The 25591-nt window shown below is 65.3% G+C and carries 26 protein-coding genes; 13 read left to right on the top strand and 13 right to left on the bottom strand.

Annotated features, from left to right (window positions below; translation table 11 throughout):
- The first annotated feature begins 249 nt into the window (after positions 1–249).
- Complete coding sequence (locus FPZ24_RS17645; protein WP_146572838.1) at positions 250–1578, top strand: PEPxxWA-CTERM sorting domain-containing protein; 1329 nt, start codon at positions 250–252, stop codon at positions 1576–1578.
- Positions 1579–2060: 482 nt separating this feature from the next.
- Here the strand turns inward: FPZ24_RS17645 and FPZ24_RS17270 are convergent, their stop codons facing one another.
- From FPZ24_RS17270 to FPZ24_RS13530, 4 genes are all read right to left on the bottom strand, one after another.
- On the bottom strand, positions 2061–2375 hold the full coding sequence (locus FPZ24_RS17270) for a hypothetical protein (RefSeq protein WP_186728864.1): 315 nt from the start codon (positions 2373–2375) through the stop codon (positions 2061–2063).
- A 310-nt stretch (positions 2376–2685) separates the two neighbouring features.
- Complete coding sequence (locus FPZ24_RS13540) at positions 2686–3840, bottom strand: hypothetical protein (RefSeq protein WP_146572836.1); 1155 nt, start codon at positions 3838–3840, stop codon at positions 2686–2688.
- A gap of 150 nt (positions 3841–3990) precedes the next feature.
- Positions 3991–5046, bottom strand: a complete 1056-nt coding sequence (locus FPZ24_RS13535) for a glycosyltransferase family 2 protein (RefSeq protein ID WP_146572834.1) — start codon at positions 5044–5046, stop codon at positions 3991–3993.
- On the bottom strand, positions 5043–7511 hold the full coding sequence (locus FPZ24_RS13530; RefSeq protein ID WP_146572832.1) for a DegT/DnrJ/EryC1/StrS family aminotransferase: 2469 nt from the start codon (positions 7509–7511) through the stop codon (positions 5043–5045). Before FPZ24_RS13530 ends, FPZ24_RS13535 begins: the two co-directional genes overlap by 4 nt.
- 126 nt (positions 7512–7637) lie before the next feature.
- Here FPZ24_RS13530 and FPZ24_RS13525 point away from each other — a divergent pair, with 126 nt between their 5' ends.
- From FPZ24_RS13525 to FPZ24_RS13510, 4 genes are read left to right on the top strand one after another with little or no spacing between them, the layout of a single operon-like run.
- Complete coding sequence (locus tag FPZ24_RS13525) at positions 7638–7985, top strand: poly(R)-hydroxyalkanoic acid synthase subunit PhaE (protein ID WP_146572830.1); 348 nt, start codon at positions 7638–7640, stop codon at positions 7983–7985.
- A 3-nt stretch (positions 7986–7988) separates the two neighbouring features.
- The gene (locus FPZ24_RS13520) at positions 7989–9059 is read left to right on the top strand and encodes a PHA/PHB synthase family protein (RefSeq protein WP_240047473.1); all 1071 of its coding nucleotides are present in this window, start codon (positions 7989–7991) and stop codon (positions 9057–9059) included.
- Complete coding sequence (locus tag FPZ24_RS13515) at positions 9056–9589, top strand: GNAT family N-acetyltransferase (protein ID WP_146572828.1); 534 nt, start codon at positions 9056–9058, stop codon at positions 9587–9589. The genes FPZ24_RS13520 and FPZ24_RS13515 overlap by 4 nt, the downstream gene beginning before the upstream one ends.
- 57 nt (positions 9590–9646) lie before the next feature.
- Positions 9647–10438, top strand: coding sequence for an esterase/lipase family protein (locus tag FPZ24_RS13510; RefSeq protein ID WP_146572826.1), 792 nt, complete (start codon positions 9647–9649; stop codon positions 10436–10438).
- Here FPZ24_RS13510 and FPZ24_RS13505 read toward each other — a convergent pair.
- The 3 genes from FPZ24_RS13505 to FPZ24_RS13495 are packed head-to-tail and all read right to left on the bottom strand — an operon-like array spanning position 10435 to position 12919.
- Positions 10435–11010, bottom strand: a complete 576-nt coding sequence (locus FPZ24_RS13505) for a hypothetical protein (protein ID WP_205012842.1) — start codon at positions 11008–11010, stop codon at positions 10435–10437. The genes FPZ24_RS13510 and FPZ24_RS13505 overlap by 4 nt on opposite strands.
- An 11-nt stretch (positions 11011–11021) precedes the next feature.
- Complete coding sequence (locus FPZ24_RS13500; RefSeq protein WP_146572824.1) at positions 11022–11399, bottom strand: phasin family protein; 378 nt, start codon at positions 11397–11399, stop codon at positions 11022–11024.
- Entirely contained in the window at positions 11399–12919 is a 1521-nt protein-coding gene (locus FPZ24_RS13495; RefSeq protein WP_146572822.1) for a WS/DGAT/MGAT family O-acyltransferase, read from the bottom strand. Before FPZ24_RS13495 ends, FPZ24_RS13500 begins: the two co-directional genes overlap by 1 nt.
- 386 nt (positions 12920–13305) lie before the next feature.
- Here FPZ24_RS13495 and FPZ24_RS13490 point away from each other — a divergent pair, with 386 nt between their 5' ends.
- On the top strand, positions 13306–13752 hold the full coding sequence (locus tag FPZ24_RS13490) for a DUF6265 family protein (protein WP_240047472.1): 447 nt from the start codon (positions 13306–13308) through the stop codon (positions 13750–13752).
- An 82-nt stretch (positions 13753–13834) separates the two neighbouring features.
- Here FPZ24_RS13490 and FPZ24_RS13485 read toward each other — a convergent pair whose 3' ends face one another.
- The 5 genes from FPZ24_RS13485 to FPZ24_RS13465 form a co-directional block, all read right to left on the bottom strand.
- The gene (locus FPZ24_RS13485) at positions 13835–14086 is read right to left on the bottom strand and encodes an ATP synthase F1 subunit epsilon (protein WP_146572820.1); all 252 of its coding nucleotides are present in this window, start codon (positions 14084–14086) and stop codon (positions 13835–13837) included.
- 161 nt (positions 14087–14247) lie between these two features.
- Complete coding sequence (atpD, locus tag FPZ24_RS13480; RefSeq protein WP_240047470.1) at positions 14248–15780, bottom strand: F0F1 ATP synthase subunit beta; 1533 nt, start codon at positions 15778–15780, stop codon at positions 14248–14250.
- A gap of 101 nt (positions 15781–15881) precedes the next feature.
- Positions 15882–16766, bottom strand: a complete 885-nt coding sequence (locus FPZ24_RS13475) for a F0F1 ATP synthase subunit gamma (protein WP_146572818.1) — start codon at positions 16764–16766, stop codon at positions 15882–15884.
- Positions 16767–16852: 86 nt separating this feature from the next.
- Positions 16853–18382 (bottom strand): F0F1 ATP synthase subunit alpha, encoded by a 1530-nt coding sequence (gene atpA / locus FPZ24_RS13470; RefSeq protein WP_146572816.1) that lies wholly within the window; start codon positions 18380–18382, stop codon positions 16853–16855.
- 5 nt (positions 18383–18387) lie between these two features.
- Positions 18388–18942, bottom strand: coding sequence for a F0F1 ATP synthase subunit delta (locus FPZ24_RS13465; protein ID WP_146572813.1), 555 nt, complete (start codon positions 18940–18942; stop codon positions 18388–18390).
- Positions 18943–19113: 171 nt separating this feature from the next.
- On the opposite strand from FPZ24_RS13465, the gene FPZ24_RS13460 reads away from it, so the two are divergent.
- Genes FPZ24_RS13460 through FPZ24_RS13430 form a run of 7 tightly spaced genes read left to right on the top strand, consistent with a single transcriptional unit; the run spans position 19114 to position 24051 of the window.
- Positions 19114–19956: a hypothetical protein gene (locus tag FPZ24_RS13460; RefSeq protein ID WP_146572811.1), complete on the top strand. Its 843-nt coding sequence runs from the start codon at positions 19114–19116 to the stop codon at positions 19954–19956.
- The gene (locus FPZ24_RS13455; RefSeq protein ID WP_240047469.1) at positions 19953–20630 is read left to right on the top strand and encodes a M24 family metallopeptidase; all 678 of its coding nucleotides are present in this window, start codon (positions 19953–19955) and stop codon (positions 20628–20630) included. The genes FPZ24_RS13460 and FPZ24_RS13455 overlap by 4 nt, the downstream gene beginning before the upstream one ends.
- A gap of 31 nt (positions 20631–20661) precedes the next feature.
- A complete protein-coding gene (locus tag FPZ24_RS13450; protein WP_146572809.1) occupies positions 20662–21048 on the top strand; it encodes a hypothetical protein in 387 nt (128 codons plus the stop codon).
- Positions 21048–21563: a GNAT family N-acetyltransferase gene (locus FPZ24_RS13445; RefSeq protein WP_186728862.1), complete on the top strand. Its 516-nt coding sequence runs from the start codon at positions 21048–21050 to the stop codon at positions 21561–21563. The genes FPZ24_RS13450 and FPZ24_RS13445 overlap by 1 nt, the downstream gene beginning before the upstream one ends.
- Positions 21564–21612: 49 nt before the next feature.
- Complete coding sequence (ada, locus tag FPZ24_RS13440; protein ID WP_146572805.1) at positions 21613–22647, top strand: bifunctional DNA-binding transcriptional regulator/O6-methylguanine-DNA methyltransferase Ada; 1035 nt, start codon at positions 21613–21615, stop codon at positions 22645–22647.
- On the top strand, positions 22647–23114 hold the full coding sequence (locus tag FPZ24_RS13435) for a DUF1203 domain-containing protein (protein ID WP_146572803.1): 468 nt from the start codon (positions 22647–22649) through the stop codon (positions 23112–23114). The genes ada and FPZ24_RS13435 overlap by 1 nt, the downstream gene beginning before the upstream one ends.
- 37 nt (positions 23115–23151) lie before the next feature.
- Positions 23152–24051 (top strand): CPBP family intramembrane glutamic endopeptidase, encoded by a 900-nt coding sequence (locus FPZ24_RS13430; RefSeq protein ID WP_146572801.1) that lies wholly within the window; start codon positions 23152–23154, stop codon positions 24049–24051.
- On the opposite strand, the gene FPZ24_RS13425 is transcribed toward FPZ24_RS13430, so the two are convergent.
- A complete protein-coding gene (locus FPZ24_RS13425; protein WP_146572799.1) occupies positions 24027–25577 on the bottom strand; it encodes a S1C family serine protease in 1551 nt (516 codons plus the stop codon). The two genes, FPZ24_RS13430 and FPZ24_RS13425, sit on opposite strands and share 25 nt — an antisense overlap.
- Positions 25578–25591 lie beyond the last annotated feature (14 nt).

Here is a 25591-nt window from a genome sequence, read left to right as displayed (position 1 = left end):
GACGGCCGTCCTGTATCATAATCGACTTGATGCAGTCCGGAAAAGCGCAAGTCCCGCACAAAACCGCGATCAATTCTGGAAAAAAACTGGGACAGAATCTTTTCCGACTGTCCGCAGGATCATTTCGCGCCTTTTAACCAAGCCATCCCCACGGGAAGTGGCCGCACATCGCGCGACTCCACCATTCCCGCGCTGAATTACGCCGACGCGCAAAACGCGGCGGACACGTCAACATGGGGAGTTCGAGAGATGCAAAACAAAGTGGCGGCGGCGGCTGGGTTTGCGGCGCTGACTTTCGTTACGGTTCCGGCAAGTGCGCAAGTCGCGCCTGGTGGTGATCCGGTCCTGTACTGGAACCAAATAGCGATGGCGAATATCGACGGCGATCCAGGTCTCGGCGGGCGGGCGTATGCGATGGTCAATATCGCGGTGCATGACGCAATCAACGCGACCATGGGCTCGCCGGACCGCAGCTACACCGGCAGTGTCGCCAACGGCGGCGGCGATTCGCGCGCGGCGGCTGCGGTTGCGGCCCACGACGTCCTGGTGAACCTTTATCCGACAAAGACGGCAGCGTTCGACGCGGCGCTGACTGCCAGCCTCGCGACAATCGGCAATGGCAGCGCCAAGACGACAGGCATGGCAACCGGCCAGGCTTTCGCCAGCGCGACGATCGCCGCGCGCGCGAGTGATGGGTTTATCGCGCCGTTTCCGACCTACACACCTACCGGGCAACCTGGAAATTATGTGCCTACCACCCCGGGGCCAGGATTTCCCGTCGACGGTCAGTTCGCGACCGCGACGCCGTTCGTGATGACGTCGCCGACGCAATTTCGACCGGGACCACCACCGGCGCTCGACAGCATTGCCTATGCGGTTTCGCTCAACGACGTCGAGGCGATAGGCTCGATTAACAGCATCGTTCGAACTGCGGATCAGACGGCCAGCGCATTCTTTTGGGAAAACGATCCAGAGCGCCCCTATCTCGCAGCCGCGATCGACCAATCACTGGCGAGCGGAAAGTCCCCACTGGAAAACGCTCGCATTTTCGCGACGCTGACCACTGCAATCGCCGACGCGCCGATTACCGCGTTCGACGCTAAGAACCTGTATAACATCTGGCGCCCCGTGACCGCGATCCAGAACGCAGACATCGACGGCAACCCACTCACGACCGCCGATCCGACATGGCAGTCGTTGCTGGTAGCGCCACCGTTCCAGAGCTACATTTCCGCGCATTCGACCGTCGCCGGTACCGCGGCAAGTATTCTTGATCTTGTATATGGGACCGGGGTCGGATTCTGCGCCACCAACACTGTCGGTACACGTTGTTGGGATAGCTTCGATGCGGCAGCGCTCGATGATTCGAAGAGCCGGGAATACGGCGGCATCCACTTTAGCTTCGATGATCAGCAGGGATTGGCCTCTGGCTATCAGCTTGGTGCCTACGCCTTTAATCGGAACCTGTTTGGCGCAGTGCCCGAGCCGGCGACGTGGGCAATGATGATTGTCGGGTTCGGGGCGATCGGGGCTTCGATGCGGCGACGCCAATCTGCTGCGCGGGTGCGCTACATCTAAAAGTTTTCAATGGTGTGGGAGAGGCCGCCGGCCAGTCATCGGCGGCGTCATCAAGCCTGCTAGGTGTAGGCACAACGGCGGCTTTTGACGATATTTTGCGAACAGCTGCCTGACAGTTCTCGACCCAGGAGCAGCCGCACCGTGCGGGCGACGCTCTGCGCGGCAATGAATCGCATCAGCGTGTCGTGATTTTCGAGCAGGACGGGCAGAATACCTTGGGCGCGCGCATCCGCGATCGGCTGGTCGGTGGAGCTCGCTCAACGGATAGGGGTGGCGCGCACTTGCGACCTGCGGGCGTGAATATCCAAAACCTCGCGCGCACATCTGCATCCAAATGTTGGCCAATGGTGCTGACTGACCAACAGGGTATCCTCGTGTCACGACCGGGAGTTAAATAGCGAAACAATAAAGCCAATCAAAAACACGAATGTGTCTGAGACCAATCAGTTTCGCGCGCAACGCGCTGCCGCACCGCATTGCGGCTAAGTAGGACAAGAGGACCCAACCGGGGGCGTTTGTGCGTTGCGCTTTGTCGAAAAGCTTCCAAGGTTGAAAGGTTTGAGGAAGCATATGGCCCCAAACAGATTCATATAAGTAGCAGATAATACTTTGATATTTTCCTTGATCTGGAAGGTTGGAAGCATTGGAAGGGTTTTAGGATTGCGCGCACACATGCGCGCATGTGTGCGGAAGAATGTAAGAGACCCTTCCAACCCTTCCAAACCCGCTGAAAACTGCGCCCCCGCCATTCCATCGACCCTTCCAAGACCCTTCCGATTGGAAGGATGCAGCGTCATTGGCGGTCCCCACATATAGATCCGGCTTGAGGATGCTGATCAGGCTTGGCCAGCTTTACCAAAACAACCTCTGCTTCAACTCTCCGGACAGTTGAAACAGCCGCTTTGCGAATAGTTTCCGGAATCGTGACGTTTAGGGTGCGTCTAAGCCGATACGCGACACAACGTACTGCAGCGCATTAATCCTGTCCCCGCAACCAACGCCACCACGCAAATAAGCCCGCGAGTCCTAGCGACCGCGGGCTTTTTCGCGTCCTGCGCGCTCGGATGCCGGCGCGGGCATGTCCGCGAGCGCCCTCGCTGCGTTCGCCTAGCGCACGCGCACCGTCGCCGGCGCGCGAGAGAATTCCTTGGTGCTCGTCTGCGCGGAAATGAGCTGGTTGAGCAAGGCGATAACCTGCAGCGATCGGTCGACGATCGCACCCGAACCAGCCTCGCGGTCGCCGATGTCCGATGCGTAGATCGACCAGCGCGACCCGCGATGATCGATCGCGACCGCGGCGGCGCCCGGTACGTCGCGGCCGACCCTGAACAGCACGTCGCCGTCGGTATCGGTGTCAGGGATCTTGCCTTCCATCGTCGCCCGCAGCCGCTCGCCGAGATAATAGACGATGCCGTCGGTCGATCGAAACACGATGTTCATCGACAACTCGTTGCGCGGCGCATCCGGCCGCCGGTCGCCGCCTGCGGTGATCAGGCCGCTGACGCTCACCGCCTCGGCGGTCGATTCCACCAATCCCTTGAAGCTGCTGGTCTCGCGATTGGGCTTAGTCAGGAACGTCCGGCACGTCGACGCGAACTCCTGCGGCAGCCGCGCATCCAGGTTCTGGTCCGCCTTGGCGGTCATCGTGACGGTCGTGAGCGTCGGGTCGATCGGCGACGCGGTCTCCGTGATGTCGAACTTGTCGAGCGCGCCGCCGGCCAGCAACTTCATCGCATCCTTGCCCGGCACGGTGGCGGTATAGACATCGCCCTTCGCCAGCGGTCCGGTGTAGAACACGATCTTCTCGAACGATGCGGCGGTCACGCCCGGCGTGTAGCCGCCGGGTTCGTTGCGAACTTCGCCGATCACCTGATCCTGGTAGAGACATTCGACCTTCTGCACGACCAGCGGCGCGAGCATCTTGGGACGCCAGCCCTGCGACAGGAACAATCGGATCGTGTCTGGGCCGATCGGGGCGAGCATACCTTTGGAGAATTCGTCGCTGTTGAGCGGGATGATCGCAAAGGTCGGCGCGTTGGCGAAGCTGCCGCTGACGGTGGGCGTCACCGATGCGGGGCCGGGGCCGATCAGGTTGGCGGCATCCGCGCCGACCGACCCGCTCATGCTCAAACTCCCCTCGATCTGCGTGAACGCGGTATAATAGGTCGGCTCGCGATAGGCCGATCGGACGACGTTCAGCAGGATCATGCGGTCGCGCGTGTCGGCGACGACGCGGTTATAATCGACCGAGAAGCTCGTCATCGTCGGTCGCATCGATACGCAGCCCGATATCGCCGATCCGGCCAAGGCCAGCACGAGCCATCGTGATCCTGTCACCATCGCTTATCCCCCCCCCGCGCGGCATCGGACGACAAAGCCGCGCGACAGTCAAGCGGTCGCGCGGGAAGGGGGTCAGGCCGCGCGGTTGCGGCGGATGGCGTTGCGCGCGCCGCCGACCATGGTGGCGGTCAGCAGTTCGTCGACGCTCGAATAGCCCATGCCGAGATGATCGGGGCGTACCGCCATCGCGGCGGCGAGGCCGATCGTACCCGCCTTGAGCGCGGTGCGAACGACCTTGCCCCAACGAAGCGCGGTTTCCCAACGGATCATCGCCAGGCTTTCCTCGTCGACCGCGCGGCTCGCGAGGAAGTCGGCCTGCAGTTCGCCGATCAGTTCGCCCAGCCGTTCGAGCGTCATGCGATCGGGCACGGGGGTGCCGCGCATCAGATGATCGACGATCAGCCGCGCATCGGCATAGGGGTTCTGCGCACCGGCGGCGGCATAGCTTTCCTCGAGCACGCGCGTTGCGCTGGCCTGCATCGTATCGACATAGCGTTTCGACGCGCCGCGCTCATGCTTGCGGTAGAGAAGCGACGGATCGTCGAGCCGTGCGATCCCGCCGATCCGCGCCATTCGATTGTAGAGATCGAAATCCTCCGCATAGAGGAAATCGGGCCGCGTAAAGTCGCCTGCGGGTACGGCGTTACGGCGGACCATCACCGTCGACCAGACCAGCGGATTTTCGATGTGCAGGAGCCATTCGACCAGCCGTGGTGTTGTGACCGGCGATTTGATGCTCGACGTGACCGTGCCGTCCTCCAGGATCGCGGCGGCGGTCCCGAGCAGAACGATGTCGAGATGGGCATCGAGATAGGCGACCTGGCGGGCAAAGCGTTCCGGCAGGCAGATATCGTCCTGGTCGAGCCCGGCAACGTACCGCCCGCGTGCCTTGGCGAAGGCGCGGTTCCGACTGCGGACCGGGCCGGCGTTGTGCTTGGCGGCGATGATGCGCAGGCGCGGATCGGGGCAGGCGCGCAAGACGTCGAGCGTGTCGTCGGTCGAACAATCGTCGACGACGATGACTTCGAAATCGGCGAAGCTTTGTGCCCACAGGCTGTCGAGCGTCTCGCCGATCAGGTCAGCACCGTTATACGCCGCCATGACGACGCTGACGACCGGCTGGTTCATGCGACCGCGCGCTCCTGTTCGCCGAGCACTTGATCGACGATCATTTGCCCAACGTCGTTCTGCCACAACCACAAGCCGTTGGCCTGGCCCCTGAAGCTTGCCTCGCCGCCGAGGCGGCCCCACGGGACGAAGCCGGCGGCAAGGCCGATGCCGAATACGCCCGGGATCGGTCGGTCGTTCGCATCGAGCACGCGGCAATGCGGATCGACCATCGGCCGGCCGTCATGCGCGGCGAGTGCGATCGGTTGGCCGGCGACGTCGAACAGCGGCAGCGCGTGCGGGCGATAGCCGAGCGCCCCGATGACGAGATCGGCATCTTCGATCATCCGCCGCGCGGCGTTCTCGTTGTCGCCAATCAGGTGCGACGCGACACGCGGATCGGGCGCGCGGCCATCGACCTGCAGCATCCGCAGCACGAGCTCGCGCGCTTCGAGCCGGAAGCCGCCGAGGCGGTAGACGAAGCCCGATACCGGGCAGATGTCGTCGTCGGTGAAGTCGTCGAAGCTGTCGGCGCGCGCGGCCTCGGCGCTGTGATAGAAGGGGCGAAGCGGGCGTCGATGGAGCAGGGTGATCCCGCCGGCGCCGAACGCGATGCCGGGGCGGCTGCGGAGCATCAACGCGACGCTGGCGAGCGCACTGGTCGAGCCGCCGATGACCACGACCTTGGGATTTCGTTTGCTGCGCAGCACATCCGCAGCACGATCGAGCCCGCCGAGCGCCAGCAATTCGTCCGACTGCATCAGCTTGCCGTCGGCGAGTTGATGGAGCGGCACGCCGGCGACGTGCTGGCCGACGAGACGATTGAGCGGCTGGTGACCCCCTGTCGCGATCACGATGGTTGTCGAGCGATGGTCGCTAATCGCGCCGTCGGACAGTCGCCGCACGCGCGTGGACCAGCCGCCGTCGGGCTGGCGGCGCGCGTCGATAACTTCATGCCCCGTTGCGACGCGACCACCGTTCGCCGAGACGATCTGCGCCAGCCGATCGCCGGTCACGCGCAGCAGCGGCCCGGCATCGACCAGCGGCACGCCGAGCGCGCCGGCGAACTTCGCCACTTGGCGCGCCGCGGGATGATCGACCAACGCCGCGATCTCGGGATGCGGGTTGTCCTTGACCGCGCTGAGGAAGGTCTCTGCGGTCGAGTCCGAGGAAATGGCGTAGCGTCCAAGGCGTCCGCCGCCGAGCGCGTCGTCGCGTTCGACGATGGTCAGGCCGGCTTGCGCCAGGTCCGCGAGCTTGCCCTGCTTCGACGCTGCGGTGAGCAAAGCGGTGCCCGCGGGGCCGCCGCCGATCACCAGCATGGAATCGATTGCACTCGGGCGTGTCGAGATGCCTTGCGCGGCGACGATCGCATCGACCTGTGTCGCGATCGCGCGCGCATCCGCCGGGGTCATCGCGTCGGTGATCGGCAGAGAAATGACGCGCGCGGCGACGTCGTCGGCGACCGGTGTCGGTCCGGCCAGCGCATGGTCGCGGAACCAAGGCTGCTGCCCCAAATGCGGGCTGAAATACGCGCCGCAACCGATGCCTTCGGCCGCCAGCGCGGCAATCACGCGGTTGCGATCGACGTGAACTGGCAGCAGTGCCGGCATGAATTGCGTCGCACGGCGTTCGCCTGCGACCTGCTGCAGGGTCACGTTGGCCATCACATCGCGATAGGCCGTTTCGACCTCCGCGCGACTGGCGACCACCCGATCGATCTCGGCGAGCTTGAGCCGCGCCATGGCGGCGACGATCTCCGGCATCTTGGCGTTCAGCCCCGGCATCGTCGCCGCTCGGCTGCCGGCGAACCCGAAATTGCCCATCCGGCGCAGCTCGTCGATCACGGCAGGGTCGCCGCAATGGATCAACCCGCCCTCGGCCACGGCAAAGGTCTTGGTGGCGTGAAGCGAGTAGACGATCGCGAACGGCGCACCGGTACCGAACCCTTGTCCCTCGGCGTCGATCGTGCCCAGCGAAGCGGCGGCGTCGATCACCACACCCACCTGATAGCGCCGCATCAGCCAGGCATAGCGGTCGAGATCGATCGCGGTGCCGAACGTCGCATAGGGGATGACCGCGGCGATCCGATCGCCATGCCGTTGCAGCAGCCGCTCTTCGGCCGCCGCGCACATCGTCCAGTCGCCGGGATCGATATCGGCGAGCAGCGGCGTCAGTCCGCACCATTCGGCCGCCTGCGCGGTTGCCGCAAAAGTGAAGACTGGCATCAAAGCGAGCTTGCCGTGCCCGGGGGCTCGGCCGATCGCGTGCCGGATCGCCAGCATCAGGCCCAGCGTGGCGTTGCCGACCCCAAGGCAGGCGCCCTGGCCGTCGAACAGCTTCGCCGTCGCTTCCGCTTCGAACGCGCGCAGTTCCGGGCCGTTGTTGGAGTAGATTCCCGATTCCTCGACCCGCTTCAGCACGTCCAGATGCTCGCTCAGCCGCGGCGGGTTGGGATCGATCAGCGGATAGCGCAGGGCAGCCATGGTCGCCGCTATGCCAGACGGGACCTAAGAACCGGTTACGTGTGACGATGCAGCCGCCGCTGTGCCGTCCCACCGCAGCGAAAATGCTCGCTTGACGTATCCGGCAAGCGGACTCAGGATGTGCGCATGACTAGCACCGATCCGGCCGCGATGTTCCGCGAGATGCTGGGCGAATGGGAGAAGATGGCGAACAGTCTTGGCGGCGGCGTCGCCAAGTCGGACGAATTCACGCGCTTCATGCACGGCGCCACCGCCGCGCAAATGAACAATCAGGAAGCCGTGAATGCCATGATGACCCGTGCGCTGGCCGCCGCCAACATGCCGAGCCGCGCCGAAATCGAGGACCTGTCCGCTCGGCTCGCCCGAATGGAGGCGACGTTGGGCCGGATCGAGGAGAAACTCGGCGGTCCGCCGGAGCGCGCCAGCCGGCCCAAGCCGAGCCGGACGCGCAAACCCCCGGCGGCCAAGGGCTGACGCTTGGCGACCGCCGCCCTCGACATGGCCGACGCAGCGCGCGTCGAGTTTGAACGGGCGATGCAGCGCAACCTGAAAGGGCTCGAATACTTCCAGACCAGCGGGCCGACACTCGGCGCGACGCCCAAGGACGTGCTGATCGAACGCGGCACGATGCGGCTCTATCACTACCATCCGCGTACCGACGACGTGTATCGCGTGCCGATCCTGCTGGTGATGGCGACGACCAACCGCGGTTATATCTTCGACATGGTGCCGGGGCAAAGCCTGGTCGAATATCTCCTGGACGCCGGGTTCGACGTGTTCATGCTCGACTGGGATGCGCCGCGCGCCGACGAGAAGAATCTGACGCTGGAAAGCTATGTGCTCGATTTCCTGCCGGCCGCGGTCGCGCGGGTGAAGGCGGAGACGGGCGAGGATGACATCAACGTCGTCGGCTATTGTTTCGGCGGCGTGTTGTCGCTGCTTTGGGCGGCGCTGCATCCCGACGCGGGGCTCGCGAACCTCGTCACCTTCACCACGCCGGTCGATTTTTCGCAGATGGAGATGTTCCAGACCTGGGCCGATCGGCGCTTCTTCGACGTCGATAAGCTGGTCGATACGTTCGGCAATTGCCCGGGCGACTACCTCTACACGGCGTTCGATATGCTGCGCCCCGCCGCGCGCACCGCGGGCAATATCCGGCTCTACGACAATCTGTGGAACGACGAGTTCGTGAAGTCGTATCGCATGTTCGATCGCTGGACCTCGGACAGCCTGCCGCTGGCGGGCGAGTATTTCCGCCAGACGACGAAGAAACTGATGTGGGGCAATGAGTTGCTCGCGGGGACGCTCGATGTCGGTGGGCAGATAGTCGATCTGTCCGAGATCACGGTGCCGTTCCTTCACGTCACGGCCGAGCACGACCATATCGTCCCGACCGCGGCGTCCGCACCGCTGATCGACATGGTCGGATCGACCGACAAGCAGGGCATCATGCTCAAGGGCGGGCATGTCAGCTTGGTCGCCGGCCCGAACGCGATCAAGCGGCTGTGGCCAAACCTCGTCGCGTGGCTGGGAGAGCGATCGACATGAGCCACGTCATCCGCCGCTTCCGTCCCGAGGACCGCGACAAGGTGATCGCCTTCGCCGCGAGCCTGCCCGAGCACGATCTGCTGTTCCTCAGCCGCGACGTGCGCGAACCGCGTGTGGTCACGGCATGGCTCGATGCGATCGAAACCGGGGAGATCGACAGTCTGGTTGCCGAGGATGGCGGCGCGATCGTCGCGACCGCGGCGTTGGTCCACGATCCGCTCAGCTGGTCGCGCCATGTCGGTGAGGTGCGGTTGCTCGTTGCGTCCGGCCGACGCGGATCGGGGCTGGGGAGCGACTTGCTCCAGGCGATCTTCATGATCGCGCAGCAACGCGGCCTCGCCAAGCTGACCGCGCGGATGACGGTGGACCAGACCGGGTCGATCGCGCTTTTCGAAGGCGTCGGTTTCCGCGCGGAGGCGATGTTGAAAGATCAGGTGCGCGGGGCGGACGGCACAAGCCACGACATCGCCATCCTCAGCTACGACGCCGCGCGCGTCGCGGCGCGACATCAGGCGATCGGTATCGAATAGGGATCGAATCGGCGAGACGGCGCGTAGATGCCGCTCGCCATGCAGGGAGAAGAGTTGATGGCCAGTGCAGTACCCCCAACGAGCGTCAAGGCGCCGTCCGCGCTGCTCGCGCTGACCGAATTGCCGCGTGCTTTGTTCGAATTGGGCACATTGCCGTGGGCCGCGCCGATGCTGGCGACCGCGCCCAAGGGCGACGGGCATCCGGTCATCGTGCTGCCGGGCTTCGTCACCAGCGACCGGTCGACCGGTATCCTGCGCGGCTTCCTCAAGCGGCACGGTTATGCCGCGCATACCTGGGATCTCGGCCGCAACTTGGGTCCCAAGGCGATCGGGCATCAGGGCGAGAAGCTGATCGAGCGCGTGCTCGCGGTGCACGAGGCGAGCGGGCAGAAGGTCAGCCTGGTCGGCTGGAGCCTCGGTGGCGTCATGGCGCGACTGGTCGCCAAGCGCATCCCGCACGCGATCCGCCAGGTCATAACGCTCGGCTCGCCCTTTTCGGGCAGTCCCAAGGCGTCGAACGTCTGGCGTGCCTACGAAATGCTGACCGGCCAGAAGATCGACGCCGACCATACCAAGGCGCAACTCCACGAAGTCTCCGCGCCGCCCCCAGTGCCCTCGACCGCGATCTATTCGCGGGCCGACGGCGTCGTCGCGTGGCAGAATTGCTGCGAGGAAATCGGACCGATGTCCGACAATATCGAGGTCCATGGCAGTCATTGCGGCCTCGGGGTCAACGCCAGCGTGCTGTACGCGATCGCGGACCGGTTGGCGCAGGCCGAGGACGACTGGCACCCGTTCGAACGCAGCGGGCTGCGCGCTTTGGTCTATCCGTCGGCCGGACACGCCTAGCCGGTAGAGCGCGTCCTCAGCGTATCGACCGCGACCCAATTGCTCTCCCACGTCGCGCCGCCATCCGTCGAGAAAGCCTGGTCGAAATGCGCCTCGCTCGGTGAGACCAGGGTGATGACGAACCGCACCATCACGGCGCGCCCATCGACCATGTCCTGACCGTAGAAGACGCCGCGCTTCGACTCCCCGAACCCGCCATAGACCGGCGCGGTGAGCATCCCGTTGCGCAAAGACGCGAAGTTGAGGCTCCATTGCCGCGTCTGCGGATTGTAGAGCCGTAGCGATCCACCCTCGATCTTGCCCTTGGCGCCTGCGACCGAAAGCTCGACGAAATTGGCGCGCCCGTCGAGCAACGGCTTAACGACGCTGGTGCCCGTATATTCGGCCCAGTCGGGCGTCTGGCCGGATAGCGAGTTGCGCAGCACGCGAACCGACGTGGTCCACGTGCCGATTTCGAAGTCGAAATCCTTCTGGCCGTCGCGCGCCGCCGACAGTACCTCTTGGGCATGCGCCGGCAACATGCCGGCGGCCAGGCAGGCAAGCGCGATGGCCCCCAGAATGACGCGCAACATCGGCGAACGTCCTACTTCTTTTCCGTCCCGGTCGCCTCGCGGCCGATCTGCATGATCATCTCGCCGATCTCCCGCGCGTGCGCGAGCGAGCGGGCGCCCTGCTGGCGCAGATAGTCGCCCTGGATTTTCGCGACTTCGGCCGGGTTCGCGGCGGCCGCGGCGGCTCGCATCGCGGCGAACGCTTCGCGGGTGTTGAGTTCGGCCTGCTCGATCACCTTGAGGCTGACCGCCGAGCCCTGCTTGGCGATCTTCTCGCCCGATTTGCGGACGCGGTCGCCGGCCGCTTCGACGCGATCGGCGACGCCCTTCGCCGCCGTCGCCGCGCGGTCGGTCGCGTCCTTCGCGCGCTTGGCGCCTTTCTCGATCGCGTCCTTGACCTTCTTCGCCATCACTTCGCTCCTTTGGCAGCGCGCTTGGGCGCGGGTTTGGGCTTGGCCGGTGCCTTGCGCGGCGCCGGCTTGTTCTCGTTAGCTTCCTTCTTCGCGGCAGCGGGCTTGAGCGCCGCCGCTTTCAGCGCCTCGAACGACGACCGCAGCGCGGCCGCATAGACGTCGGGATCGGGCAGCATGTCGCGATCGGCGGTGAACGACACCGCGATCGTATCGACATAGGAATAGACCGGGTGGATCAACCCCATGCTGTCGAACACCGGCGCCGTTCCCGCCATCGCGACCATCTTCGCGCCGCAGAAATAGAGCGGCACCTTGGGGCCGGGTACGTTGGTCACGACGCAGTTGAACGCGGGCGCGTGCATATTCGCCGCGCCCACCCGCGTGTAGAGCCGCGCGCCCAGGCCCGCGAGGCCTGAGGGGATGAGCTTGCTGTAATCTGCCAGCGTCTTCGCCCCGACCGCGTTGGTCATCGCCTTCGAATTGACCGCGTCGTCATGGACGAAGCGCAGGCGTTCGAGCGGATCCTCGATCTGCGTGCCGAGCCCCACCACCATCGCCGACACGAGATTGCCGAGCGCCGCCTTCTCGCCCTCCTGCCGCACCGAAATCGGCGCCATCGCGGTCAGCGTTTCCTTGGGCAGGTCGCCTTTGTCCTTGAGGTAGCTGCGCAACGCCCCGCCGACGACCGTCAGGATCACATCGTTGACCGTCGCATCCGGCACCGCTTCCTTGATCGCGCGGACCTCGGCGAGCTTGAACGGCACGGCGTCCCACACGCGATGCGCGGAGACCTTGCCGTTGAAGCGCGTCTTGGGCGCGGGGCGGGTGTTCTTGAGACTGACGTCGCCCTTGCCGGCCTGCACCGCGAGCTTCGCCATGCCGGGCAGCGAGCGGCCGATCGTCTCGGCGATGCGCATCGGCTGGAGCAGATTGTTGAAGTAACTGCGCGCCAGCAGATCGGCGACGCGGGGCATGTTGTCGGGTTGCCAGGTGTCGGGCTTCTCCGGTGCGGTCATCTTCGCGTCGAGGTCGTGCACGGCGGCCGACATCTCGACCCCCGACATGCCGTCGATCGCTGCGTGATGGACCTTCGACACCAGGGCGAAGCAACCCGGCGGGATGCCGGGGATATTGTCGAGCCCCTCGACCACGGTGAATTCCCAGAGCGGCTTGGTCAGATCCATCGCGCGGGCGTGGAGCCGCGCGACCTGGATGCACAGCTGACGCCAGTCGCCAGGCTTGGGGAGGGCGATGTGGCGGACGTGGAATTCTATGTCGAACTCGGGGTCTTCGATCCAATAGGGATGATCGACGTCGAACGGCACGCGCACCAGTCGCTGGCGGAACGACCGCGCGCCCGGCAGGCGTTGTTCGATGAAGCGCAGGATGTCCTTGAACCGCACGAACCCGTCGGGCGCGGTGGAGGGATCATAGATGCCGACCGACCCGATATGCATCGGCGTATGCGGCGTTTCCATGTAGACGAACGACGCGTCCATCGCGCTCAATTGCTGCATCGGGCGGCTCTCCTGCTACGCCGGCTGGGCCGGTCTGCGAGCGAAGCGTAGCAGAGCGCGGGGCCGCTTGCGACTCCGGGGCTGCTCCCGTTTTGAGGCGCCGAAGGTTACATAGGTGACACTCGTGGCGCCGTTTGTCCGATTTGCACCGGTGATGCTTCGGCGAAGCGCCGGGGACGCGCCACCGCCGCGACGATCGTGCGCCACGGACGACACGTCCGCGCAACGATAACGCGCCGCCTAGGCGATGGCGACGCGCCGGTGACGCGCTGCTCGATGACGGGAAAAAGGCGCATCCGATGCATGGCGCGAGCCTGTCAGACGAAATCCTACATTGGAACGATATTATGCTATGCGCGCCGCATGACGCGCGGGGAGAGATGGCAATGCGGCGATTGATGGTGATGGGCCTAGCCCTGCTGGCGACGGGCGCGTCGAACGCGCCGGCGATGCCCGGCTGGATGAGCGGATGCTGGCTGGAGCAGAAGGGCCCCAACTGGACCGAGGAATGCTGGACCGGCCCGCGCGCCGACCACATGATGGGGTCGGGCCGCGACGGCCGCGGCGACCAGGTCAAGTCGTGGGAGACGATGCAGATCGAGCGCGGGGCCGATGGGACGCTGGTGTTCTACGGTTCGGTGAAGGGCGGGAAGCGGGTCGCGTTTCCGATGGTCTCGTCGGGACCGCGCGACATGGTGTTCGCCAATCCCAGCCACGATTATCCGCAGCGGATCCACTATTGGCGTGAGGGGATGGGGCTGAACGCCGAGATCAGCCTGATGGACGGCAGCCAGAAATATGGCTGGAAATACGGGCGTCAGGGCGGGAATTAAACCCTGTCGTCATGCCAGCGAAAGCTGGCATCTCTTGCGATAGGAGCGGCCTGAGACCCCAGCTTTCGCTGGGGCGACGCGGTCAGCCGGCCTGTTCGGCCAATATCGTGAGCCCCGTCGCCGACACTTCGGCGAAACCGCCCTGGATCGGCACCAGTTCGGGCTCGCTCTTCTCGGCCTTGTAGATCGCAAGGTTGCCGTCGCGGATCGTCGACATGACCGGCGCATGGCCTTCGAGCACGCCGAAATCGCCCTCGGTGCCGGGGACGACGACCTGATACACCTCCTCCGAGCGGAGGAGCTTTTCGGGGGTGACGAGTTCGAAGTGCAGCATTGCCTTGGTCCTGTTACCCCTCTCCCCTTGTGGGAGAGGGAGGGGGCCCGCCGCCGGAGGCGGTGGGAGGGTGAGGGGGAGTCCCCCTCATCCAACTTCGACTAGGCCGCTCCGCGACCAAGTCTTCGTATCCTTCTCCCACAAGGGGAGAAGGACCCAGCTTACGCCTCCTGCGCCATCTTCTCGGCCTTGGCGATCGCTTCATCGATACCGCCGACCATGTAGAAGGCGTTTTCGGGGAGGTGATCGTATTCGCCTTCGACGACCGCCTTGAACGACTTCACCGTGTCCTCGATCGCGACGAACTTGCCGGGGATGTTGGTGAATACCTCGGCGACGTGGAACGGTTGGCTCAGGAACTTCTGGATCTTGCGCGCGCGCGACACGGTCAGCTTATCTTCTTCCGACAGCTCGTCCATGCCCAGGATCGCGATGATGTCCTGCAGCGACTTGTACTTCTGCAAGATCGACTGAACCGCACGCGCGGTGTCGTAGTGATCCTGGCCGACGACGCGCGGCTCGAGCACGCGGCTGGTCGAATCGAGCGGATCGACCGCCGGATAGATGCCGAGTTCGGAGATCGCGCGGTTGAGCACGGTCGTCGCGTCCAAGTGGGCGAAAGAGGTCGCCGGCGCCGGGTCGGTCAAGTCGTCCGCGGGGACGTACACGGCCTGCACCGAAGTGATCGAGCCCTTGTTGGTCGAGGTGATGCGCTCCTGCAGCGCGCCCATGTCGGTCGACAGGGTCGGCTGATAGCCCACCGCCGACGGAATGCGGCCGAGCAGCGCCGACACTTCGGCGCCCGCCTGGGTGAAGCGGAAGATGTTGTCGACGAAGAAGAGCACGTCCTGGCCTTCCTGGTCGCGGAAATATTCGGCGATGGTCAGGCCCGACAGCGCGACGCGCGCCCGCGCCCCGGGAGGCTCGTTCATCTGGCCGTAGACCAGCGCGACCTTCGACCCTTCGGAAATGGCGTTGCCGTCTTTGTCCTTGGCGATGACGCCCGCGTCGAGGAATTCGTGGTAGAGATCGTTGCCCTCGCGGGTGCGCTCGCCGACGCCGGCGAACACCGACGTGCCGCCGTGACCCTTGGCGATGTTGTTGATCAGTTCCTGGATCAGCACGGTCTTGCCGACGCCGGCGCCGCCGAACAGGCCGATCTTGCCGCCCTTCGCGTACGGCGCGAGCAGGTCGATGACCTTGATGCCGGTGACCAGGATCGAGCTTTCGGTCGACTGATCGACGAACAGGGGCGCCGCGGCGTGGATCGGCGCGGTGTCGGTGGTCGCGACCGGGCCGCGCTCGTCGATCGGCTCGCCGATGACGTTGAGGATGCGGCCGAGCGTGGCCGGGCCGACCGGGACGCGGATCTGCGAGCCGGTGTCGGTGACGTTCTGGCCGCGGGTCAGACCCTCGGTCGAGTCCATCGCGATCGTGCGGACGGTGTTCTCGCCGAGATGCTGCGCGACTTCGAGGACCAGGCGGCTGCCGTTATTGTCGGTTTCGAGCGCCGAGAGGATCGCCGGGAGATTGTCCGGGAAGCTCACGTCGACGACGGCGCCGATCACCTGGCTGATGACACCGACATTGTTGGTTGTCGCCTTGGGCGCAGTTGCGGTCGGGGCCTTGGCGGCCTTCGGCGCAGCCGGCTTCTTGGCGGCGGGCTTCTTAGCGGCGGGGGCAGTGGTAGCCATCTCTACTCTCTTCTCTTCCTACGTGTTCCCCGGCGAAGGCCGGGGTCCAGTTGAGGGACCTTTGTAACTGGGCCCCGGCCTTCGCCGGGGAACAGTGATGATTAAAGGGCTTCTGCCCCGGAAATAATTTCAACCAATTCCGTCGTGATCGCGGCCTGGCGCTGGCGATTGTAGACGATGTTCAATCGCTTGATCAGGTCGCCGGCGTTGCGCGTGGCGTTGTCCATCGCGGTCATCTTCGACCCCTGCTCCGACGCGGCATTCTCCCGCATCGCGCGGAACAGCTGGATCGCGACGTTACGCGGAAGGAGATCAGCGAGGATTTCCTCCTCGTCGGGCTCGTATTCGACCGCCGCCGACACGCCGTCGGTCGCGATGCCCGACGCCGCCGGAATGGAGACCGGGATGAGTTGCTGCTCGGTGGGTTCCTGCGTCAGCACCGATTTGAAGTGCGAATAGAACAGGTGCGCGACGTCGAACTCGCCCGCCTCGTAACGTGCGATCAAGTCCTCGGCATAGCCCCGCGCATCGGCGAAGGCGAGCTTGCCGAGATCGCCCGGCTCGATCGAATGCACGAAGTCGTTGGGGTACAGGCGGTTGAGGACCGCACGGCCCTTCTTGCCGATCGTGTAGAACTTGACCGTCTTGCCCTGGGCGATCAACTCGCCGGCACGGCGCCGTGCCAGGCGCGCGATGTTGGTGTTGAACGCGCCGGCCAGACCCTTGTCGCTGGTGGTGACGACGAACAGGTGGACCTGATCCCTGCCGGTGCCCGCGAGCAGTTTCGGCGAGTTCGGACCGACGGTGATGGTCGACGCCAGGCTCGCCACGACCTTCTCCAGCCGCGACGCATAGGGACGCCCGGCCTCGGCCGCTTCCTGCGCACGACGCAGCTTCGCGGCGGCGACCATCTTCATCGCCTTGGTGATCTTCTGGGTCGATTTGACCGAGTTGATCCGGATTTTCAGGGCCTTCAGGCTAGCCATCGTTTTCCCAATTTCGTCATCCCAGCGAACGCTGGGATCTCAAGCCGCACGAGACCCCAGCTTTCGCTGGGGTGACGGTTAGTCACTTACGCAAACGTCTTGCCGAACGCGTCGAGCGCGGCCTTCAGCTTGTCGCGCGTACCGTCCTTCAGATCCTTGTCGTCGCGGATCGCCTTCAGCACGTCCTTATGGTTCGCGCGCAGGTCGGCGAGCATCGCCGCTTCGTAGCGGGTGACCGCTTCGACCGGGATGCCGTCGAGATAGCCCTGCGTACCCGCGAAGATGGAAGCGGTCTGCTCTTCGAACGGCAGCGGGCTGAACTGCGGCTGCTTGAGCAGCTCGGTCAGGCGCGCACCGCGATTGAGCAGCTTCTGGGTCGAGGCATCGAGGTCCGACCCGAACTGCGCGAACGCCGCCATCTCGCGATACTGGGCGAGTTCGAGCTTGATCGAGCCCGACACCTTCTTCATCGCCTTGGTCTGCGCGGCCGAGCCGACGCGGCTGACCGACAGGCCGACGTTGATGGCGGGACGGATGCCCGCGAAGAACAGGTCGGTTTCGAGGAAGATCTGGCCGTCGGTGATCGAGATCACGTTGGTCGGAATGTAGGCCGAGACGTCGCCCGCCTGGGTTTCGATGATCGGCAGCGCGGTCAGCGATCCGCCGCCGTTCGCGTCCGACATCTTGGCGGCGCGCTCGAGCAGACGCGAGTGGAGATAGAACACGTCGCCCGGATAGGCTTCGCGGCCCGGCGGGCGGCGCAGCAGCAGCGACATCTGGCGATACGCGACCGCCTGCTTCGACAGATCGTCGAACACGATCAGCGCGTGCATGCCGTTGTCGCGGAAATATTCGCCCATCGCGGTGCCGGTATAGGGTGCCAGGAACTGCAGCGGGGCCGGGTCCGACGCGGTCGCGGCGACCACGATCGAATAATCCATCGCGCCGTTTTCGGTCAGCGTGCGGACGAGCTGCGCGACGGTCGAACGCTTCTGGCCGACCGCGACGTAGACGCAATACAGCTTCTTCGTTTCGTCGTCGCCGGCATTGACCGACTTCTGGTTGATGAAGGTGTCGATCGCGACGGCCGACTTGCCGGTCTGACGGTCGCCGATGATCAGCTCGCGCTGGCCGCGGCCGACGGGCACGAGCGCGTCGATCGCCTTCAGGCCCGACTGCATCGGTTCGAACACCGACTGGCGCGGAATGATGCCCGGCGCCTTCACTTCGACGCGCGAACGCTGGTCGGAAACGATCGGCCCCTTGCCGTCGATCGGGTTGCCGAGACCGTCGACCACGCGGCCGAGCAGGCCCTTGCCGACAGGAACGTCGACGATAGTGCCGGTCCGCTTGACGACGTCGCCTTCCTTGATCTCGGCGTCCGAGCCGAAGATCACGACGCCGACATTATCGGCTTCGAGGTTGAGCGCCATGCCCTGCACGCCGTTCGCGAACTCGACCATCTCGCCCGCCTGGACGTTGTCGAGCCCGTGGATGCGGGCGATGCCGTCGCCGACCGACAGCACCTGGCCGGTTTCGGAGACTTCGGCCTCGGTGCCGAAATTGGCGATCTGGTCCTTGATGACCTTCGAGATTTCTGCGGCGCGGATATCCATGTTGCTTAGCCCTTCATCGCGTGCGCGAGAGTGTTGAGACGAGTGCGGATCGACGAATCGATCATCTGCGAGCCGATGCGGACGACGAGTCCGCCCAGCAGATTCTTGTCGACGTTGAGTTCCACCGCGACCTCACGGCCGACACGCTGGCGGAGCTGCTGCTTGAGTTCGATCACCTGCGCGTCCGACAGCGGGTGCGCCGAGGTCACGTCGGCGGTGGTCTCACCGCGATGGCGCGAGGCGAGGCCGCGGAACGCGCGGATGATCGCCGGCAATTGGTTCAGCCGGCGATTCTGCGCGAGCACGCCGAGGAAACTGGTGGTCGTGGCGTCGAGACCCATCGCCTTGGCCGCCGCCGCGACGCCCTTCGCCGCGTCGATGCGGCCGAGCAGCGGGCTGGTCGTCAGCGCCTTGAAATCAGCCGATTCGGCCAGCGCCTGACGCACGGTGGCGAGGCTCGCCTCGACCGTGTCGATCGCCTTCGAATCGCGCGCGAGCTCGAACAGCGCCGTTGCGTAGCGCCCACCTAAACTCGCTTGAATACCGCCGGATGACTCCACGCGATGAGGGTCCTCTTGAAAAGGTAATGTTGCCCATACGAAAAGAGGGCAGCCCGTTAGCCGCCCTCGGATGGGTTGGCGCGCGACTAGCAAAGGGGGGCGTGGGATGCAACCCGCTTGACCCCGCGGCGTTCGCCGTGTCGATTGTGTTTTCCGCCACAGGGGGACCGGATGGACGTCGAACTCGCCCAGGAACGAATGCTGCTGCTCGCCGACCGGTTCAACATGGACCATGCGGAGGGGCGCGCATGGATCAAGCGGACCGACGCGTTCGGGACGATGGCGAAGATCGGTAGCTTCCTGTCACGGCCCAAGGACGAGGATTTCGAGACCGTCTACCGCGAGCGGCGGTTGCAGCCGTTCTACCACGTCGCGTGTACCGCGACGATGACGTACGAGCGCGCGAAGGACTATCGCGTGCCGGTCGATCCCAACGTCGTGCAGGTCGAGGCCGACGGGAAGACGCATCCCGTCGATACCGGCGCGTTCACGATCAGCGGCGTCGAGCGATGCCACGACGAAATTCACCGCGCCGCTTATTACGACGCGATCAGCGGGGCGGCCGATGCCGGCGCTGCCCTATACCTAGGCCACAACGCGACGCTGATCGACGCCGACATCCTGGCCAAGACCGCCGCCGATGGCGCGGTGGTCGTTCCGCCCCAGGCCAAGGCGTCGATGCTGGTTCGCGACGTGCTGGCCAGTTCGATCGAGCGAATCACTGCGGACCGCGTGCTGGAGGAGAAGCTCTCGATCCATCACATCGATCTCTATTACCGCCCGGTCTATGCGTTCCGCTATCGCTGGCAGGGCAAGGAGGCCGTGGTCGAGTTCGACGGGGTCACCGGCGAAACCAAGGTCGGCGGCAACACGTTCGAACAATTCCTGGGCCGGGCGGTCGATGCCGAGTTCCTGATCAATGCGGGCGTCGAGGCGGCCGGCATCCTGATCCCCGGCGCACGGCTGGCCGAGATCGTCATTTCGAAGAGCATCAAGGCGGCCAAGGCGAAGTGACCACCGACCGCCGCGCCGAACTGCACGCCGCCGAAGGGAAGGCGCTGGCGCTGCTCGACATGATCGAGGCGCGCGGGCTGGTCGCGGCCGGGCGGACCGAGCGGGAGGTCGAGCAAGACATCTACGCGTTCGCGCTCGCCGAGTTCGGCGTCGAGAAGCATTGGCACAAAAGGATCGTTCGCGCCGGCGCCAACGGCCTTGCCACCGCGCGCGACAATCCGCCGGTCCTGACGATCGCCGACGACGATTTGGTCTATCTCGATCTGGGGCCAGTGTTCGAAGAGTGGGAGGCGGATGTCGGGCGCAGCTACGTCGTCGGCGACGATCCCGACAAGCATCGGCTGGTCGCCGACCTTTCGACGCAGTTCGATGCGGTGAAGGCGCGGTTCGATAGCGATCCCGATGTCACCGGCGCCGACCTCTATGCCTTCGCGTGCGACAATGCCGCCGCGGCTGGCTGGCGTTTCGGCGGGGTGATCGCGGGACATATCGTCGGCGAATTCCCGCATGCGCACCTGCCGGGCGAGAAAGATTTCTACCGGATCAATCCCGAGAATCCTGGGCGGCTGCGCGATCCCGATCCGTTGGGGCAGGAGCGGTTCTGGATTTTGGAGATCCATCTGGTCGACCCGGCCGGACGCTATGGCGGCTTCTACGAACGATTGATGTCGTGATAGATCGCTGACGGGGAGGGGAGGCGAGGCGATGAGTCGGGATCCGCTGGAGGGCGTCAGGCCCGATGATATGGCTGTTCCGCCTTTGCTACACAGCGGTCCACCCGTTTCGCCTGAACCCGCGGTGTCGTCAGCGACCTTAGTGTCTCCAGTCTCGCCGAATAGCGGCGGCAGGACGAATCGCTTCCTGCTGCTGTTCTTCATCGCCCTGGGTGCCATTCTCGCCGGGGGCACGGCCTATTTCATGAGTATCCCGCACACGCCGTTCCCTACCGCGCAGCCATCGGCAACCGCCGAGCCAATCGCTAACGTCGAGCAACCAAGCGCGAAAGCCGAGGCTCCCGGCGACCTGGTCGTCACGCAAGGCGCCCGGCCGGCTGACGACCCCTCGCCGGCGCCCAGCTCGACGCCCAAATGATGGATCGCCAACCACATCTGACGGGCGACCTGATCGAACTGAGACCCGCTACGCCCGACGATTTCGCCGCGCTGTTCGCCGTCGCGAGCGATCCGCAGATCTGGGAAGTCCATCCGGCGCACGACCGCTGGCAGGAGTCCGTGTTCCGCAAATTCTTCGACGACGGCATCGCGTCGGGCGGCATGCTCGTCGCGATCGATCGCGCGACGGGCGAGATCATCGGTAGCTCGCGCTACGAATTCGACCGCGCCGAACCGGGCGAGGTCGAGATCGGCTGGACCTTCCTCGCGCGCAGCCATTGGGGCGGAAGGTTCAATACCGAGATGAAGGCGCTGATGCTCGACCACGCCTTCCGTTCGGTCGAACGCGTCATCTTCCTGGTCGGCGACACCAACGTCCGCTCGCGCCGGGCGGTGGAGAAGATCGGCGGATACCTGACGCCGCGCGAGCATCGCGCCGAAATGGCGGGCAAGCCGGTGGTGCACGTCGTCTACGCGATCGACCGCTCGCTTTGAGCGCAATCGGCGGGAAGCGAGCCTTCGTGCGAACACTTAAATAGGGGCCATGACAAACGACCTCATCGACGCCACCGCCGCCTGGGCCGCTTTCGAACGCCGCGATCGCGCGTTCGACGGGCGCTTCGTCGGCGCGGTCAAGACCACCGGCATCTATTGCAAGCCGAGCTGCCCGGCGCGGCACCCGAAGCGCAAGCATGTCGAGTTCTTTCGTGACGGTGCCGAGGCGCGCGCCGCCGGGTATCGCGCCTGCCTGCGCTGCAAGCCCGACGAGGTCGGCCGCGATCGCATTGCCGTTGCGAAGGCCGTGGCGCTGATCGAAGCGGCGGAGGACGTCATTCCGCTCGAGCAACTTGCCGATCTGGTCGACTATGCGCCGCATCATTTCCACCGCTTGTTCAAGCGCGCGACCGGGGTGACGCCGGCGGCCTATGCGCGGGGCCTGCGCGCGACGCGGGTCGCGGCGGCGCTGAAGAGCGAGGACAGCGTGACCGGCGCGATCTACGAAGCCGGCTATTCGGCACCGAGCCGTTTCTACGAAGGCGGTGCGCGGCGGCTGGGCATGACGCCGAGTGCGTGGCGCAAGGGCGGCGCGGGCGTGACGATCCGCTGGACGATCGCCGACACCAGCTTGGGCAAATTGCTGATCGCGGCGACCGACAAGGGATTGTGTCGCGTCGCCTTCGACGAGGATGCGCTGAGCCTCGCGCAGCACTTCCCCAAGGCAGAAATCGTTCAGGGCGGCGCGGCGCTGGCGAGCCTGGCTGCGCGCGTCGTGGAAAGCGTCGAATCGCCCGAGCGCGACCATGACTTGCCGCTCGACGTCCAGGGGACCGCGTTCCAGGAAGCGGTGTGGCAGGCGTTGCGCGAGACTCCGGCGGGCGAGACGCGCACCTATGCCGAACTCGCCGCCGCGGCCGGTAATCCTAAGGCGGTGCGCGCCGCCGGCACCGCTTGCGGCAAGAACCATGTCGTGGTCGTCGTCCCCTGCCACCGCGCGCAACGCAGCGACGGGTCGATCGGCGGCTATGCTTATGGTGTCGATCGCAAAGTTGCATTGCGCACCCGCGAAGGCGTGAAGTGATGGCCTATATGATCCGCGGCCTCGACCCGGCGTCTTTCGAGCATCTGTTCGGGTTGAGCGACGCCGCGCTGGCCGAACACAATGCCGTCCGCCGCCGTGCCGACACCAAGCCGGGCTTTCCCTGCCGGGTGACGCTGGAGGATGCCGAACCGGGCGAGGACCTTATCCTGCTCAACCATCAGCATCTGCCGGTCGATAGTCCCTATCGCGGGTCCTACGCGATCTACGTCCGCGAGGGCGCAACCGAAGCGGCGGAATATCGCGATGCGGTGCCACTTCAACTGGCGCGCCGCCTATTGGCGCTGCGCGCGTTCGACGATGAGGGCATGCTGCTCAAGGCCGACGTGATCGACGGTAGCGAACTCGACGCGGTGATCGAGCCGTGGCTGGCCGATCCGGCGGTCGCCTACCTCCACGCCTACAATGCCAAGCCCGGCTGCTTCGCCGCGCGGATCGACAGAGGCTAGATCGCTGGACTAGGCTCGGCGCCCGAGGAGGGACGTCATGCAGCCTTGCGAACCGAACACACCACCGGGCAGCGTAGTGTGGCGCTTCATCCATCACCCGATGACCTTGCTGGTCCTGTCGGTACCGATGATTTTAGCGTGCGTGCTTCTGTACGGAACGATCAACCGGGCGATGGGGGCGAAGACCAATGATTCGGCCGGACTCCTGAGCGCGTTCATTGGTGCGGGCATCTTCTTCGGCGCTTATTGGCTGTTCGTTCGCTTCGTTGAGCGTCGGCCGGTCGATGAATTCGCTTTTCCGCCGGCGGCCAAGGAACTGGCGATCGGGTTTGCGATCGGCGTGGCGCTGTTGAGCGTGGTCGTCGGCGTGATCGCGGCGTTGGGCAGCTATCGCGTGATCGGCACGCGCGGCGCGGAGGTGCTGCCGCTTGCGTTGTCGATCGGCATCTTTCCGGGCTTCAGCGAGGAGATCGCGATCCGCGGACTGTTCTTCCGGCTGTTCGAGCGGTGGTTGGGGAGCTGGGCCGCACTGGCATTATCGGCGGCATTCTTCGGCGCCGGCCATCTCGCCAACCCAAACGCAACCTGGGTCGCCGCGGCCGGTATCGCATTCGAAGCAGGGATCATGCTGGCGGCGGTCTACATGATCACGCGGCGGTTGTGGGTCGCGATCGGGTTACACGCGGCGTGGAACTTCGCCGAGGGCGGGATCTACGGCACGCCGGTGTCGGGATTGAGCATAGACGGCTTGCTACGGCCTTGGATCGGCGGATCGGACCTCATTACGGGCGGGGCGTTCGGACCGGAAGCGTCGTTGCCGGCGATGGCGGTGGCGACCGCGGTCGGCGTCGTGTTCCTCGTTATCGCATGGCGGCGCGGCAACTTCATCGCGCCGTCCTGGGTCCGCCGCCGTCAGTTGGCCGGCGCGCAGGAATAGACCAGCTTCTCGCTATAGCTGGGCGGTAGCGCGGCGCGGATCGATTGCTGCTGCGTGCCGAGCTGCGTGCGCGCCTGCGCGTCGGCGGAACATTGCTTCAGCGGGATTTGCGAGCGGATCTTGCGCGCGGCATCCATCTGGTCGGCGCTCAGGAAGTAGCGATAGTTGGTATAGGCGCGCGTCTTCGGGTCGAATTCGACGACCGACACGGTCTGTTCGTCGCCCGGCACCAGCACGCGGACCCATTTGCCGTTATCGTCGGCATATTGCGTGCGCTCGTTCATGCAGCCGTCCTGGCCCCAATCGAGGCTGACATCGGATCCGCTCGACACCGTCAGGCGGCTGCGGTCGGGGACGAACTTGCACACCATCTTGCCGAGCGGGAGGATCGCTGGAGTCGGGCTCAGGTTGGCGACCGGCACTTCGTACCCGCCCTTGGCCGGGATCGGCTTGTCGCCGGGGCGCAGCACGAACACGATGATCGCCGCCAGCATCAGCACGCCGCCCGCCGACGCCGCCCAAACCGCCTCGCGCTGCTTGTCGCGCTGATAGAGCATTCCGCCGCCGCCGACCGCCAGCGCGCCGAGGACGAGCATCAGTGCTGCGATCGCGATGACGTTCTCGGTGCTGCGCTGGGCATCGATCCGCGCCTGCTCGGCCGCTTGCTCGCGCGCCAGTTGCGTCTTGGCCGCAGCGTCGCGGCGAGTGGCATCGGCGGCTTCGGCGGCGGCGCGGTCGGCGGCCTGATCCGCGCTCAACCGCGCTTCGAGCGTCATGCACGGATTGGTAACCGCGGCGAACGGTTGCTTGGCCTGGTTGAGGAACGCGGCGAGCTCGGCCTCGCTGATCGCGAAGGCAAAATTGGCGTCGCCTTCCTGCCCCTTGGTGATGGCTGAATTGACCCCAAGCACGCGGCCGCAGCGGTCGAGCACCGGTCCGCCCGAATTGCCGCGCGAAATGCTGGCGGTGTGGAGCAGCACGCTGACGCCGTTGACCGTCCGCGTCGCGGACAGCGACCCCTCCGACCGGACGGGCGCGAGCGGCTTGATGTAATCGGCGGCCGACTGCGCGCTGGCGATATCGACATTGCCCGGATAGCCGAGCGAGACGAGCCCGGTGCTGTCGTCGAGCGATCCGCCGTAGAGCGTGGCCGGCGGAATTTTCGCCCCGACGATCTCGATCAGCGCCAGGTCGCGCTTGCTGTCGATCGCGATGACGCGGCCCTGATACGATTTGCTGCCCTCGGACGGCACCACGCCGATCACGACATTGTCGGGATATTGCTGCGCGAGTGCCACGACGTGCGCGTTGGTGACGATCCGGTTCGGCCCGACCGCGAAGCCCGAGCCATGGCCGAATCCGACGACTTCCTGATCGACGATCGCGATGGTGACGACGCGGACCACGCTGCGCGACGTGGCGGCGATGTCGTCGGCGGCGACGCGGACGGGAAACAGGATCGTGGCGAACGCCAGCGCCAGCGCCGCCACCCATCGCCATCCAGTCTTGCGCAGATCGCTAGCCATTACCGGCGCCATGG

Origin of the sequence: Sphingomonas panacisoli, assembly GCF_007859635.1 — a bacterium.
Classification (GTDB): domain Bacteria; phylum Pseudomonadota; class Alphaproteobacteria; order Sphingomonadales; family Sphingomonadaceae; genus Sphingomonas; species Sphingomonas panacisoli.
The sequence above is the reverse complement of the archived record's forward strand: the minus strand, read 5'-3'. Positions and strand labels throughout refer to the sequence as shown.